Origin of the sequence: Pseudomonas fluorescens (assembly GCF_000730425.1) — a bacterium.
Lineage (GTDB): Bacteria > Pseudomonadota > Gammaproteobacteria > Pseudomonadales > Pseudomonadaceae > Aquipseudomonas > Aquipseudomonas fluorescens_X.
Window position 1 is genome coordinate 4,036,623 of the sequence record NZ_CP008896.1, and the last position, 13,649, is coordinate 4,050,271.

A 13,649-nucleotide genomic window follows, 5' to 3' on the forward strand; every position below is an offset into this window, starting at 1 on the left:
AGGATTGTGCCCATGCGCCAGGAATATGAGATCACCCTGCAACCGCTGCCCGGCGTGCCCGTGGAGCGCGCCTTGCCCCTGCGCCAACGCCTGTGGCAACAAGGCTGGCTGCGCAAGGGCCTGATCCTGATCGTGCTGGCGCTCCTCTGGGAAGCGGCGGCGCGCTATCAGAACAATGACCTGCTGCTGCCCAGTTTCTTGCAGACCTTCCACGCCTTCTACGCCGGCATTGCCAGTGGCGAGCTGTTGGGCAAGGTCAGTATCTCGCTGGTGGTGCTGCTCAAGGGCTACCTGATCGGTATTGTCCTGGCCTTCGCCCTGACCACCCTGGCCGTCTCGACCCAGATGGGCCGGGACCTGCTGAGCACCTTGACTTCAATGTTCAACCCGCTGCCGGCGATTGCCCTGCTGCCCCTGGCGTTGCTGTGGTTTGGCCTGGGGCAGAACAGCCTGATTTTTGTGCTGGTGCATTCGGTACTGTGGGCCCTGGCACTCAACACGTACTCGGGGTTTATGGGGGTGTCGGAAACCCTGCGCATGGCCGGGCGCAACTACGGCCTCAAGGGCATGCGCTTTGTGCTGTTTATCCTGATCCCGGCGGCATTGCCGTCGATCCTCGCGGGCCTGAAGATCGGCTGGGCCTTTGCCTGGCGCACGCTGATCGCTGCCGAACTGGTGTTCGGCGCCACCAGCGGCAAGGGCGGCCTGGGCTGGTACATCTTCCAGAACCGCAACGAGCTGTACACCGACAAGGTATTCGCCGGGCTGGCAGTGGTGATCCTGATCGGCCTGCTCGTGGAGAATCTGGTGTTCGACACCCTGGAACGCGTCACCGTGAAGCGCTGGGGCATGCAGCGCTAAATTGCCCGCTCTAACCGCCGCCGTAAAGCCTGCTACGATTGCGTGCGCTGTACTCCACAGTCATCACGAGTGCTTGGCATGCAATTACCGGATATGAACCTGCTGGTGGCCCTCGACGCCTTGCTCGATGAGGGCAGCGTCGTGGGCGCGGCGCGGCGGATGAACCTCAGCCCGGCCGCCATGAGCCGCACCCTGACGCGTATCCGCGAGGCCGTTGGCGACCCGATCCTGGTGCGCGCCGGTCGCGGCCTGGTGCCCACGCCCAAGGCCCTGGAGTTGCAGGGCCAGGTGCGCAACGTGGTGGAGCAGGCGGCGTTGCTGTTCCGCTCGGCGGACGAGGTCGACCTGAGCACCCTGCGCCGGCGGTTCAGCGTGCGCGCCAATGACTTTTTTGTCGGCGTGTATGGCGGTCGCCTGTTCGACGCCATGGAGCGCGTGGCGCCCCATTGCGAGCTGCGCTTTGTCCCGGAAGGCGACAGCGATGACGAAGCCTTGCGTGAAGGGCGCCTGGACCTGCGTGTTGGCAACACCATGCCGATCACCCCGGAAGTAAAGGTGCAGAACCTGTTCTCCACCACCTTCGTCGGCCTGGCCCGCGAAGGCCATCCGCTGTTCGATGAAGAAATCACCGCCGCACGTTTTGCCAGCTATTCCCATATCAGCATCTCCCGGCGGGGCATCGCCCGCGGGCCGATCGACACCGCTCTCAGTGCCCAGGGCCTGGAGCGCCGGGTGGCGATGATTGCGCCGGGGTTTCACGGTGCGATGTTTATGCTGCCCGACTCCGACCTGCTCCTGCCGGTGCCCAAGGAAGCGCTCTACAGCGCCAATCGCCTGAAACTGCCGCTGCGCGCATTCACCCTGCCCATCTCCCTGCCCACCCTGGTGCTGACCCAGGCCTGGCACCCGCGTTTCGACAAAGACCCGGCACACAAATGGCTGCGCGAAACCATGCGCGAAAGCTGCGCGGCGACCTGGCGCGAAGCCCAGCCCACCTGACAACCCCATCTGAATGTGGAATGGGCGTGTGTGGGAGCGAGCAAGCCCGCTCCCACATTTAGTTCGCGTTTGCATCGAGTGTCGTGGTGGGTCTGATAGCTGCGTCTGATGCAGTTATAACCTTCCCATAAGTCAGTTTTCGTCATGTCTAAGCCTTATTAAACTGCTCGGGTATTCTATTGACGAGCTGTGCCTTCATGACTTCCCTCGCTGCCCCCGCGCCCTTGGCCGCCGCCAAACCCGCCGCCGTCAGCCCCCCTGTGTTTGGCCCGCGGATCATCATCGGCCTGGTCGGCGTGCTGCTGGCGGTGTTGGTCTCGGGCCTGAACGAGATGGTGACCAAGGTTGCCCTCGCCGATATCCGCGGCGCGCTGTACATCGGTTTTGACGAAGGCACCTGGCTGGTTGCCGCTTACACCGCCACCTCTGTCTCGGCCATGGCCTTTGCGCCGTGGTGTTCGGTGACGTTTTCGCTGCGCCGTTTCACCCTGTGGGCCATCGGCCTGTTTACCCTGCTGGGGGTGCTCTGCCCCCTGGCCCCGAACTATGAAAGCCTGCTGCTGCTGCGCACCGCGCAAGGCCTGGCCGGTGGCGCTCTACCGCCGATGCTGATGACCGTGGCCCTGCGTTTCTTGCCGGCCAACGTCAAACTCTATGGCCTGGCCGGCTACGCCCTGACCGCCACCTTCGGCCCCAGCCTCGGTACGCCGCTGGCGGCGCTCTGGACCGAATACGTCGGCTGGCAGTGGGCGTTCTGGCAGATCGTTGCGCCGTGCCTGCTGGCCATGGCTGCCGTGGCCTACGGCTTGCCCCAGGACCCCCTGCGCCTGGAGCGCCTCAGGCAATTCAACTGGCGCGGCCTGCTGCTGGGGTTCCCGGCGATCTGCATGCTGGTGATCGGTATCTTGCAGGGCAATCGCCTGGACTGGTTCGAGTCGCCGCTGATCACCACGTTGCTGGTGGGCGGGGGGCTGCTGCTGGTGCTGTTCATGCTCAATGAATGGACGCACCCGATGCCGTTCTTCAAGTTGCAGATGCTTGGCCTGCGCAACCTGTCGTTCGCCCTGATCGTGCTGGCCGGGGTGCTGGTGGTGTTGCAGGCGGTGATCATCCTGCCGTCCAGCTACCTGGCGCAGGTGCAGGGCTACCGGCCGCTGCAAACCGCGCCGGTGATGCTGATCATGGCCCTGCCGCAGTTGCTCGCCCTGCCGTTGGTGGCGGCCCTGTGCAACCTGCGCTGGGTGGACTGCCGCTGGGTGCTGGGGATTGGCCTGGGCATGCTGACCCTGTCCTGCATTGGCGGTGCGCAGCTGACGTCGGTGTGGGTCCGCGATGAGTTCTACGTGCTGCAACTGCTGCAAATCTTCGGGCAGCCGATGGCGGTGTTGCCGCTGTTGATGCTGTCTACCGGCAGCATCGTGCCCACCGACGGGCCGTTTGCCTCGGCCTGGTTCAACACGGTCAAGGGCCTGGCGGCGGTGGTCGCCACCGGGGTGATCGAGGTGCTGACCACCCACCGCCTGCATTTTCACTCGACCATGCTGGTCGATGCCCTCGGCAACTCGCCCCTGGCCGACAGCGATGCCACGGGCCTGGCCCATCGCCTGCACCAGCAGGCGGTGGTGCTGACTGCTTCGGATCTTTATTACGTCATGGCCGGTGTCGCGGTGGCGTTGATCCTGCTGATTTTCTGGATGCCGACGCGGATTTTCCCGCCGCGCGCGCCCGCCTGATTGTTGACTGAGACAAAGGATTCCCATGAAACGTAAAGACCAGATTGCCGTGACCGTTATCGCCGTGTGCGCCGTGGGTGTACTGGTGTACCTGCTGGCGCCGGGTGTATTTGGCAACAAGCGCCAGACCACCAATGACGCCTTTGTGGCCGCCGACTACACTCTGGTGGCGCCACGGGTTGCCGGGTTTATCAAAGAGGTGTTGGTGGAGGACAACCAACAGGTCAAGGCCGGGCAGTTGCTGGCGCTGATCGACGACCGTGACTTGCGCGCCGCTGCCCAGGCCGCCGATGCCGAAACCCTGATGGCCCATGCCCAATTGAAGAACGCGGTGGCCACCCTTGAACGGCAAAGCTCGGTGATCGCCCAGGCCCAGGCCACGGTGGCGGCAGACCGCGCCGAAGTGGCTTTCGCCGAACACGAACTGAATCGCTACAACCACCTCGCCGGCGTCGGTGCCGGCACTGTGCAGAACGCTCAGCAAGCCAAGACCCGTATCGACCAGGCCACGGCGCGCCTGGCCAACGCCACAGCGGTATTGGCCGCCGAACGCAAACAGGTGGAAATCCTCAGCGCACAGCGCGATGCCGCCGAAGGTGGTTTGAAACGTGCCCAGGCCGCGCTGGAAATGGCCAGTTATCAACTGTCATACACGCGCATTGTCGCGCCGGTGGATGGCATGGTCGGCGAGCGTGCGGTGCGGGTCGGTGCCTTTGTCACCCCGGGCAGCAAGATCCTCGCCGTGGTGCCGCTGGCCGACGCTTATGTGGTGGCCAATTTCCAGGAAAACCAACTGTCCCATATGCACGCCGGCCAAGCGGTTGAAGTGCGGGTCGACAGCCTTGACGGTGAAGTCCTCAGCGGCCACCTGGAAAGCCTGGCGCCGGCCACGGGCGTGACCTTTGCCTCGGTCAAGCCAGACAACGCCACCGGTAATTTCACCAAGGTGGTGCAGCGCATTCCGGTGAAAATCCTCCTGGAGCCTGGACAGGCGCATATCCATCGCTTGCGCGTCGGTATGTCGGTGGAGGCCAGCGTCAACACCCATCCCGGCGCGCCGCAACGTGAGGTGGCGCAGCAATGAGAAAATTGACGCTGCTGACCCTCAGCCTGATCAGCCTGGGCGCTTGCACCGTTGGCCCTGACTTCCAGCGGCCCGACGCCCGGCCAGCGGCGCAATGGGCCGAGCCCCAGGGGCGCCAGGCCGCCAGCCGTGCGGTCAGCGACCCGTTGGAAGAACAGTGGTGGGACGTGTTCCACGACCCGCAACTGTCGGCCCTGGTACGCCGGGCGCTGACCGACAACCTCGACCTGAAACTGGCCAGCAGCCGCCTGCAACAGAGCCGCGCAGTGCGCCAGGTGACCACCGCCGAGCGCTATCCGCAGGTCAGCGCCGATGGCAACTATGGCCGTAGACGCAATAGCGCCAATGGCCTGAGCGACCCGTCCGGCAACAATGGCCGTGCGGCCTTCAACCTGTGGGATGCCGGTTTTGCCGCCTCCTGGGAGTTGGACTTCTGGGGCCGGGTAAGACGTGAAACCGAAGCCGCCGACGCCACCCTGCAGGTGGCCGAAAACGACCGGCGCAGTGTCCTGCTGTCGGTGCTGGCCGAGACCGCCCAGGACTACATCCAACTGCGCGGCGTGCAAAGCACCCGTGCGGTCACTGAGCAAAACCTCGACGTGGCGCGCCGAAGCCTGAAGCTCTCGCAACTGCGTTTGGCCGATGGCGTGGCCACCCACCTGGATGTAGCTGAAGCCGCTGCGCAAGTGGCCGCCATCGAAGCGCGCCTGCCGGATTTGCAGCAACGCCAGGACCAGTTGATCAACGCCCTGAGCCTGTTGATGGGCCAGGCTCCACAGGCCTTGCATGCGCAACTGTCGCCGCACGCCGCAGTGCCCCAGACCCAGCGCCAGGTTGCGATTGGCTTGCCGTCGCAACTGGCACAGCGCCGCCCCGACATCCGCCAGGCCGAAGCGCGCCTGCATGCGGCGACTGCCAGCATCGGCGTGGCCAAGGGCGACTTCTACCCACGGATCACCCTGTCGGGCAGCCTCGGTTCACAGGCCCTGCAATTGTCGGATCTGGGCTCCTGGGGTTCACGCACCTTTGCCTTCGGCCCGTCGCTGAGTCTGCCGTTGTTCAACGGTGGTCGTCTGCAGGGCATGCTCGATCTGCGCGAAGCCCAGCAGCAGGAAGCGGCCCTGGCTTACCAACAGACCGTGCTGCGCGCCTGGCATGAAATCGATGATCAGTTGACCCGCTACAACGCCAGCCAACTGCGGCGCGACAGACTCGCCGAAGCCGTGCGCCAGAACCAGATTGCCCTGGACACCGCCCAGCACCAGTACGTCGAAGGGGTGGTGGATTTCGTCAACGTGCTCACGGTGCAGAGCGCCTTGCTGGCGACCCAGGAGCAATGGGTGGAAAGCTCCACCGGCGTGTCCCTGGCCATGGTCGGCCTGTACAAGGCGCTGGGCGGGGGCTGGGAGTCGGTGTATCCAGTGCAGACCGCCGGGCGCTGACGGGTAAAGTTTTTTGCCAGTCGCGATACAAACTGTAATGATAATTGCTCTCAATAGTGTATCCGGGCGATTCATGGACACCGCGACTGACAGCCAGCAACAGCTTCATCTCCTGTACCGCGACCATCATGGCTGGCTGCAAGGCTGGCTGCGCAAGCGTCTGGGCGACCGCGAGCACGCCGCCGACGTGGCGCAGGACACGTTCCTGCGCCTGCTGGTGTCGGGGCGTTTTCCCGGTGCCAGGGAAAGCCGCAGCTACCTGACACAGATCGCCCGCAACCTGGTGATCGACCAGTGGCGCCGCCTGCGCATCGAGCGCGCCTACCTGCAAAGCATTGCCCATTTGCCGGAGCCCGAGTCGCCGTCCCTGGAAACCCGTGCGCTGATTCTCGAAACCCTGATGCAGATCGACGCCATGCTCGACCGCATGCCCGAGAACGTGCGCCGGGCGTTCCTGTTGTCGCAGTTCGAGGGCCTGACCTACGCGCAGATCGCCGAACGCCTGGGGGTGACGATCAGCTCGGTGCAGAAGTACATGACCCGCGCGATCATCGCCTGCTACCAAGTGGCCTACGAAGCATGAGAGCCCGCCATGACGCGCCGATTGCCCAGGCCGTGGTCGAGCAGGCCAGCGAGTGGTTGATGCTGCAATGGGGCGGTGAGTTCGATGGCGCCCAGCGCGAGGCCTTCGCCCATTGGCAGGCCGCCGACCCGGAGCATCGCCGCGCCTGGCAGCGTTTACAGCAGTTGCAGCAGACCTTGGGGGGTGTGCCTGCCGACAGCGCCCGTGCGGTACTGCGCGACGCGCCGGACCCCCAGCGCCGTGCCGCGTTGAAATTGCTCGGGCTGTTGCTGGTGGCCGGCGGCAGTGGCTACCTGGTCCAGGGCAGCCAGCCGTGGCAGGTGGCGTTTGCCGAGCATCGCACCGCCATCGGCGAAATTCGCCACCTGACCCTGAACGACGGCACCCATCTGGACCTCAACAGCGACAGCGCCATCGACCTGCGCTTCAGTGCCACCGAGCGGCGCATCCGCCTGATTCGTGGCGAAATCCTGCTGACCAGCGGCCATGACCCGTTGCGCCCGCTGATCGTCGAAACCGCCGCCGGCGATATCCAGGCCCTGGGCACCCGGTTTGCCGTGCGCGAACTGGACGACGGCAGCCGCGTCGACCTGTATGAAGGGCGCCTGCAGGTGCGCCCGGTGCAAGGTGTAGCGGTGCTGATGAATGCGGGGGACAGCCTGTGGTTCAGCACGACACAGGCCCGGGCCGTGACCGCGCTGGATGCCAACGCCAGCAGTTGGACCCAGCACCGCCTGATTGCCGAACGTCAGCCGTTGGGGCGCTTTGTCGCCGAGCTGAGCCGCTATCGGCCGGGGGTGTTGCGTTGCGATGAGTCGGTGTCGGGCCTGTTGCTGACGGGCGTATTTCCCCTGAATGACACCGACGCGATCCTCGCAGCGCTGGAGCGCTCGCTGCCGGTGCAGGTCCAGGCGGTGACCCGTTACTGGGTCACCCTCAAAGCCAGGGCCTGACTCGCCCCTTGGTAGGAGCCGGCTTGCCGGCGATAACGGCCTATCTGTTGAGGTGGCGATACCTGACATACCGCCATCGCCGGCTCCTGCACAGGTATTTGCAAAAACTTTGATTTTCTTTTGTCGGTTTTCCAATCCCGTCCGGGATACCTCTTGAAAGCCAATCAAGAAGCGTTCTCACGGGGAGTCCTGCAATGCCGCACCACCCAATCCAACCCCTGGCCCGCGCACTGCGCCGTGGCCTGTTTGTCAGTGTGCTGGCGACTGTGCCGGCCGTACCGACCGTGGTCCTGGCCCAGCAGAGCGCCGGCGAAGCCTTGCGCCAATACAACATTCCCGCCGGCAGCCTGGACCAGGCGTTGAACCGCTTCGCCAGCGCCTCGGGGATTTTGCTCTCGGTGGATGCGTCGCTGACTTTTGGCAAGCGCAGCCCTGGCTTGCAGGGCCGTTATGCCACCGGGCCGGGGTTGGAGCGCTTGTTGGCAGGCAGCGGGCTGGTGGCGATGCAGTCTGGCGGCGGCTGGTCGGTGCAGGCTCTGTCGGGGGACGGTTCGGTGCAGTTGGGCGCCACCCAGATCAGCGCCCGCCAGACCCAGGAAAACGCCTGGGGGCCGGTCGATGGCATCGTCGCGACGCGCAGTGCCACCGGCAGCAAGACGGATGCGGCACTGGTGGAAATCCCCCAGACCATCAACGTGATCACCGCCGCTGAAATCAAGGCGCGCGGTGCGCAAAGCGTGACCCAGGCGCTGCTCTACACCCCGGGCATGAGTGCGGGCGGTTTCTCCGACCGGGTCAAAGTGTTCGATGAGCCGACGTCCCGTGGCTTCTCGCCCACGCCCTTGTACCTCGACGGCCTGCACCTGCCTTACGGCGGTGGCAGTACCGGCGGCGCGTTGCAGATCGAACCCTATTCCCTGGAGCGCATCGAGGTGCTCAAGGGCCCGGCATCGGTGCTGTATGGGCACAACCAGCCGGGCGGTATCGTCAATATGGTCAGCAAGCGCCCCAGCGAGGCCCCGGTGCGCCAGGTGGTACTCGAAGCCGGGACCTACGAGCACAAAAGCGCAGCCATCGACCTCAGTGGCCCACTGGATGACCAAGGCCAGTTCTTCTATCGCCTCACCGGGCGCCTCAAGGACGAGCAGGGCGAGATCGACTACTTTGAAAACCGCCGCCAATTCATTGCCCCAAGCCTGACCTGGCGGCCCAACGACGACACCAGCCTGACCTTGTTCGCCCAGTACCAGAAAGACAAGGGGGTGCCTGAAGCCCAAGGCCTGCCAGCCTCCGGGACGGTCTGGCGCAACCCCAACGGCAAGATCGACCGTGATGTGTTCATCGGCGAGCCGGGCGTCAACCAGTACAACCGCGAACAATTGGCCTTCGGCTACGAGCTGTCCCATCGCCTCAACGACACCTGGACCCTCAAGCAAAACGCGCGCTATGCCGAAGTGGACGACCGCTATGTGGCGCCGTTGCACGGCTACCGTTTTGTCGCCAACCCGGCCACCGGGGCCATGGATCAACGCTACCTGCAACGCTTCGGCGTGGACTGGAAGCAGAACAACAAAGTGATTGGCGTGGACAACATCGCCCAGGCCGAATTCACCACCGGCGAGTTCTCCCACACCCTGATCGTGGGCCTGGATTACTACCATTCCAACTCCAGGTTCCTTGGCCTCTATGACCGCAACCCGCCGATCATCGATCTGTTCAGCCCGGTCTACGGCCAGCCGCTGAACTTCGGCCAGCCCTATCGCTGGGACAACACCATCACCCAGACCGGCCTGTATGTGCAGGACCAGATCAAGTGGGACAAGTGGGCGCTGGTGCTGGGCGGGCGTTACGACTGGGCCAATGTGGTCAACAAGGTGCCGCTGAGCGGCGATCGCACCAGCAGCAAGGACCAGGCCTTCACCGGCCGTGCGGGCCTGGTGTACCTGTTCGATAACGGCCTGGCGCCGTTTATCAGTTACTCGGAATCCTTCCTGCCATTGTCCGGCACCGACGCCAATCAAAAACCTTTCGACCCCTCCACCGGCAACCAATACGAAGTCGGCGTGAAGTACCAGCCGCCCGGCCAGGAAAGTTTTGTGCAGGTCTCGGTCTACCAACTGGACCAGGAAAACATCCTGACCGCCATCCCGCTGACCAACTTCAGCAGCCAGAGCGGCGCCATGCGTTCGCGCGGCGTCGAGTTCGAAGCCAAGGCGGTGTTGAACGATGCCTGGGATGTGGTCGTTTCGGCGGCGCGCAACGACATCAAGTACACCCAGGACAACGAAGGCCGCGAAGGCCGCCACCCCGCGGGCATCTCACCGCTGACGGCAGCGTTGTGGGTCAACTACACCGTGATCGGCGACAGCCCCCTGGCCGGCCTCGGCGCAGGCCTGGGTGCGCGCTACGCCCGCAGCAGCTTTGGCGATTACTACGAAGGCGCGTTCAGCGTGCCGTCCTACACCGTCTACGATGCCAGCCTGAGCTACGATCTGGGCGCCTCGCCCCTCAAGCTCAAAGGCGTGAAGCTGGCGATGAACGTGCAGAACCTCGCCAACAAAACCTACGTGTCGCAGTGCACCAGTGACCTGGACTGCTACTACGGCGAAGGACGTACGGTGGTGTCGAGCCTGACCTACGACTGGTAAGACACAACCCCTGTAGGAGCCGGCAAGCCGGCTCCTACAGGTTGATCAGCCGGGATTCTGCAAAAACACCACGTACCCCCGAAACCACTCGCTCTCCTGCAAATACCCCGGTTCCTGCCACTCCCCGCCCTGGATCAGGCCGATCTTGAACGCCATCCCCAGCCGGTTCATCCGTGGCAGGTACGCTGCGTAATCCGGGATGCTATGGCGTCCCTGGTAGGTCTGCACCACCACTTCATCCACCACCCCCTTGAGCTGGGCGATGGCGGCCGGGTCGGCGTTGCTGCTCCAGTCCATCAGGCCGGTGATGCTCAGGCGCAGATCCTTTGGCAGGCGTTGGCGCAGGTCCTTGAGGAACTCGGCGTATTCGTGCAGGTATTGGGTGCGGGCGTCGAAGTCGATCTGGATACCTGCCACCGGGTTGCCGGCGGCCTTCCAGCGCTGCACTTGCCCCAGCAGTTTTGTGTAGACCGGCTCAGGCCAGCGCAGGGTGTGGGCGCGGTAGACGATCCACACCTGGCCCTGGCGGATGCGCGGCACGCTCATACCCTGGGCGATGAACTGCACGCCTCGCTCGGGATGGCGGCGGGTCGAGTTGATCTGGCCCTGGAGGATGTACAGAGTCTTGGCCTGCTTGAGCACCGGCTGCGGCGCGACGCCGCTCCACAGCCAGAAGGCTTCATAGTCACGGGCGTCGACCGCACCGAAGGCCGGGCTCGTCAGGACCAGCAGCGCGAGCCACAAACCTTTCATCGGCTTACCAGTAGTACTGCAGCGACTTGCCCCACTGCGTATCGGCAAACCCGCTTTTGAGCTGGCGGAACCAGCCCTTGCGCACGGCCTTGTCGACATCTTCGCCACCGCAGCTGTTATAGCCTGAAGGCGCATAGCAGTTGATCGCCCGGAACAGCGCATACGCCTTGTCGTCACGGGGCGCCTTGGGGTTGGCGATCACCTGTTGATAACCTTCGAGCCGCGAGAAGGTTTCACCGCTGAAGCCCGATGCCGTGCTGCCCAGGCTGCCGGCCGAGCGTGCTTCTTCCAGGGGCATGCTGTCCAGGCCGTTGCGCAGGATGAACTCACCCAGGCAGTTGAGGCCGTGTGGGTCTTTCGGGTCGTTCTGCAAGGTGCTGGCGGTTTGCGCGATGGTCGCACAGGTGTAGCCGGAGGCCGCCTTGTCGCCGCTCCAGCGGAACAACGTCAGCGCCTGGCCACCGTCGTATACATAGCCCAGGCTGGTGCCGATCTTGTCGGCGGCGGGGGAGGCCGGCAGTTGCTGCAAGTCTTCGGCAAAGGTCGCGAACTGGCTGCGCAGCAGGTCTTTGTAGAGCAACACAAATTGTGCGGTGCTGCGCTCCAGTGGGTCGCTGGCCTGGGTGATCTGCTGGCGCAGCAACTCGGGCCCGGCCACGCTGCGCAGCAGGATATAGCGCACTTGCTTGCTCTGGATCGGCGAGTCGGCAGCGAACACCTTGGCCAGTTGGCCGCTGCGTTCGTAGTTCATGGCCAGGGCCAACTCCAACTGATCGCGCTGCAAGGGCTGCCTGGCAAGCGGCAGCAGTTGCAGCCACAGCGCCTCTGCACCTTTCCAGTCCTGCCTGGCTTCCAGGGCCAGGCCGCGCAGCGTCTGCTGGCTGAACGCCAAGTAGTCCAGGCTCGCTGGCAGCGCTGGCGGCAGATGGTTCAACGCTTGCTCCGGCTGGTGCTCGACATACAGGGCAAACGCCGCCTGCAAGTAGTCGTACAGCGCCGGTTCATTGGCAAACGCGGCCTTCTGCCCGTCGAGGGTGGCGCGGGTCAGCTTGGGCGGGTTGTTGGCGCGCATCCACATCAGGTCGTTGACCGCCAGCAGCAGTGGGTTGCGGATGGTCTCGGCGTAGCGGGTCAGCAGCTTATTGTCGGTTTCTTCCACCAGCTCATCGATGGAAGCATTGCGCTCGGCATCAGTGGCCTCGGTCAGTTGCCAGGCGTAGTCATCGGCCAGCTTGCCCGCATCGCCTGCCAGCCAATGCACCCGGCGCAGCAGGCCGCGGGCGGAGGCGGCGTATTCACCCTGTGGATAAGTGTTCAGGTAGCTGAGGAAACGGTGCTCGGCTTCCTCCAAGGCAGGCTTATCCACAGCCTCGCGCTGGGGCAGTCCGTATTCGTCGAAGGCGTTTTCCTGGGCATGGTTGAGCGACGCGCGGGCGATCATGTACACCGCCGTTTCCTTCAGCCACGGCAGCGTGGTCAGGGTGACGGCGGCAAATCCGCGCTCGGCATGCGCAAAGCGCCCGCTGTAAAAGTCGGAGGCGGCGAGCAGGTAGGTGCTCAGTTCACGGCCCTGGGTGGATGCAATCAGCTGCGGCTCCAGCAGCACGTCGCCCTGCCAGTCGCAGGTGGTGAGCAATTTCAGGCGGGCATTGGCCAGCAGCACACGCTCATTCGCCGGCACATCGGCCTTGCTCACTTGGCGCGCAAAGTCGGTGGCACTCTGCACATTGTTACTACGGCAACGGCTGCCTTCGCCCCACAAAAACTGGTCGCCTGCCACCGCCGTGTCCTCGCGCTGGATGCCCAGCGACGCCAACAGTTGCGCAAGCTCCGCGCCTTGCTCCTCAGGCGCTTGCCCTGCGGGCGGGTGGGGCACCAGGCGGTACACCGGGAACGGCACCGGGCCGAAGCCCTGGGCCAGGTCATCTTCGCCCAGCGCATTGGGGGTCAGGGGCGCATTCTTTTTTGCCGCGAGCAACAGGCGCAGATTGGTCCGGCTGTCATTGCCGGGGCTCAGGAAAGGCATGTTGCTGCAGGCGGTCAGCGAATCCTGGGAGACGCGCCAGTCGGGGTAGCACGAGTCGTCGCCACTGGCCTGGGCCTGTAGGGATACGCCGGCACACAGTGCCAGGGTCAGGGATGACAGGAGACCGATGCGCATGAATTGTCCTTATTCCGGGAGTCCGTGAATGCCGCTGGGCGAAAGGCAAAGATGATAGCGTGAACATTGCAAAATGTTGCACCGATGGCGGCCAATCTGTGGGTTTTATCGGTCTAGACTGAGGGCAATCACCCAGTCTAGGAGTTGCCATGGAATCGCCTGTTCACAGCCTGCCGTCGTTGTTCAAACAGCTCGGGCTGCCTGATGACGCCGTCAGCATTGAGCGTTTTGTCGCCGTGCATTCACCGCTCAAGCCAGAGTTGAAACTCGAAGATGCGTTTTTCTGGACAGATAGCCAGAAGGTGTTTTTGCGCGAAGAAATTCTGGAGGATGCGGATTGGGCGCAAGTGGTGGAGGAGTTGAATGTGCTGCTGCGCCACGGGCGTCTGTAGGCGCGAGCTTGCTCGCGAAGGTCGTCAACGGTGAGGTGGG

General features: G+C 64.1%; 10 protein-coding genes and 1 pseudogene. 9 read left to right on the forward strand and 2 right to left on the reverse strand.

The features are described 5' to 3' along the window. Positions 1–12: 12 nt before the first annotated feature. The 8 genes from HZ99_RS18105 (at position 13) to HZ99_RS18140 (ending at position 10,303) form a co-directional block, all read left to right on the forward strand. The gene (locus tag HZ99_RS18105) at positions 13–861 is read left to right on the forward strand and encodes an ABC transporter permease (RefSeq protein ID WP_038444935.1); all 849 of its coding nucleotides are present in this window, start codon (positions 13–15) and stop codon (positions 859–861) included. Positions 862–939: 78 nt separating this feature from the next. Next, the gene (locus HZ99_RS18110; protein ID WP_038444937.1) at positions 940–1,860 is read left to right on the forward strand and encodes a LysR family transcriptional regulator; all 921 of its coding nucleotides are present in this window, start codon (positions 940–942) and stop codon (positions 1,858–1,860) included. A 197-nt stretch (positions 1,861–2,057) separates the two neighbouring features. After that, positions 2,058–3,593, forward strand: a complete 1,536-nt coding sequence (locus HZ99_RS18115) for an MFS transporter (protein WP_038444939.1) — start codon at positions 2,058–2,060, stop codon at positions 3,591–3,593. 25 nt (positions 3,594–3,618) lie between these two features. Next, the gene (locus HZ99_RS18120) at positions 3,619–4,677 is read left to right on the forward strand and encodes an HlyD family secretion protein (RefSeq protein ID WP_038444941.1); all 1,059 of its coding nucleotides are present in this window, start codon (positions 3,619–3,621) and stop codon (positions 4,675–4,677) included. Further along, complete coding sequence (locus HZ99_RS18125; protein WP_038444943.1) at positions 4,674–6,119, forward strand: efflux transporter outer membrane subunit; 1,446 nt, start codon at positions 4,674–4,676, stop codon at positions 6,117–6,119. Before HZ99_RS18120 ends, HZ99_RS18125 begins: the two co-directional genes overlap by 4 nt. 73 nt (positions 6,120–6,192) lie before the next feature. Next, positions 6,193–6,702: a sigma-70 family RNA polymerase sigma factor gene (locus HZ99_RS18130; protein WP_038444945.1), complete on the forward strand. Its 510-nt coding sequence runs from the start codon at positions 6,193–6,195 to the stop codon at positions 6,700–6,702. After that, positions 6,699–7,655, forward strand: coding sequence for a FecR domain-containing protein (locus tag HZ99_RS18135; RefSeq protein WP_038444946.1), 957 nt, complete (start codon positions 6,699–6,701; stop codon positions 7,653–7,655). The genes HZ99_RS18130 and HZ99_RS18135 overlap by 4 nt, the downstream gene beginning before the upstream one ends. Before the next feature lie 194 nt (positions 7,656–7,849). After that, positions 7,850–10,303, forward strand: a complete 2,454-nt coding sequence (locus HZ99_RS18140; RefSeq protein WP_038444949.1) for a TonB-dependent siderophore receptor — start codon at positions 7,850–7,852, stop codon at positions 10,301–10,303. 45 nt (positions 10,304–10,348) lie between these two features. Here HZ99_RS18140 and HZ99_RS18145 read toward each other — a convergent pair. Both HZ99_RS18145 and HZ99_RS18150 read right to left on the reverse strand, forming a co-directional pair. Then, positions 10,349–11,056 (reverse strand): annotated as a pseudogene (locus HZ99_RS18145) (DUF3142 domain-containing protein); the annotation flags it as partial. A 4-nt stretch (positions 11,057–11,060) separates the two neighbouring features. After that, on the reverse strand, positions 11,061–13,217 hold the full coding sequence (locus tag HZ99_RS18150; protein WP_038444953.1) for a hypothetical protein: 2,157 nt from the start codon (positions 13,215–13,217) through the stop codon (positions 11,061–11,063). A gap of 149 nt (positions 13,218–13,366) precedes the next feature. On the opposite strand from HZ99_RS18150, the gene HZ99_RS18155 reads away from it, so the two are divergent. After that, positions 13,367–13,609 carry a DUF2789 domain-containing protein gene (locus HZ99_RS18155; protein ID WP_038444954.1) on the forward strand — a complete coding sequence of 81 codons (243 nt, stop codon included), beginning with the start codon at positions 13,367–13,369 and terminating at the stop codon, positions 13,607–13,609. The last annotated feature ends 40 nt before the right edge of the window (positions 13,610–13,649 follow it).

Excerpts from the sequence above, each read along its gene's own strand:
- HZ99_RS18125 (WP_038444943.1), top strand. The coding sequence starts at position 4,674 with ATGAGAAAATTGACGCTGCTGACCCTCAGCCTGATCAGCCTGGGCGCT.
- HZ99_RS18115 (WP_038444939.1), top strand. The coding sequence starts at position 2,058 with ATGACTTCCCTCGCTGCCCCCGCGCCCTTGGCCGCCGCCAAACCCGCC.
- HZ99_RS18135 (WP_038444946.1), top strand. The coding sequence starts at position 6,699 with ATGAGAGCCCGCCATGACGCGCCGATTGCCCAGGCCGTGGTCGAGCAG.
- HZ99_RS18105 (WP_038444935.1), top strand. The coding sequence starts at position 13 with ATGCGCCAGGAATATGAGATCACCCTGCAACCGCTGCCCGGCGTGCCC.
- HZ99_RS18130 (WP_038444945.1), top strand. The coding sequence starts at position 6,193 with ATGGACACCGCGACTGACAGCCAGCAACAGCTTCATCTCCTGTACCGC.
- HZ99_RS18150 (WP_038444953.1), bottom strand. The coding sequence starts at position 13,217 with ATGCGCATCGGTCTCCTGTCATCCCTGACCCTGGCACTGTGTGCCGGC.
- HZ99_RS18155 (WP_038444954.1), top strand. The coding sequence starts at position 13,367 with ATGGAATCGCCTGTTCACAGCCTGCCGTCGTTGTTCAAACAGCTCGGG.
- HZ99_RS18120 (WP_038444941.1), top strand. The coding sequence starts at position 3,619 with ATGAAACGTAAAGACCAGATTGCCGTGACCGTTATCGCCGTGTGCGCC.
- HZ99_RS18110 (WP_038444937.1), top strand. The coding sequence starts at position 940 with ATGCAATTACCGGATATGAACCTGCTGGTGGCCCTCGACGCCTTGCTC.
- HZ99_RS18140 (WP_038444949.1), top strand. The coding sequence starts at position 7,850 with ATGCCGCACCACCCAATCCAACCCCTGGCCCGCGCACTGCGCCGTGGC.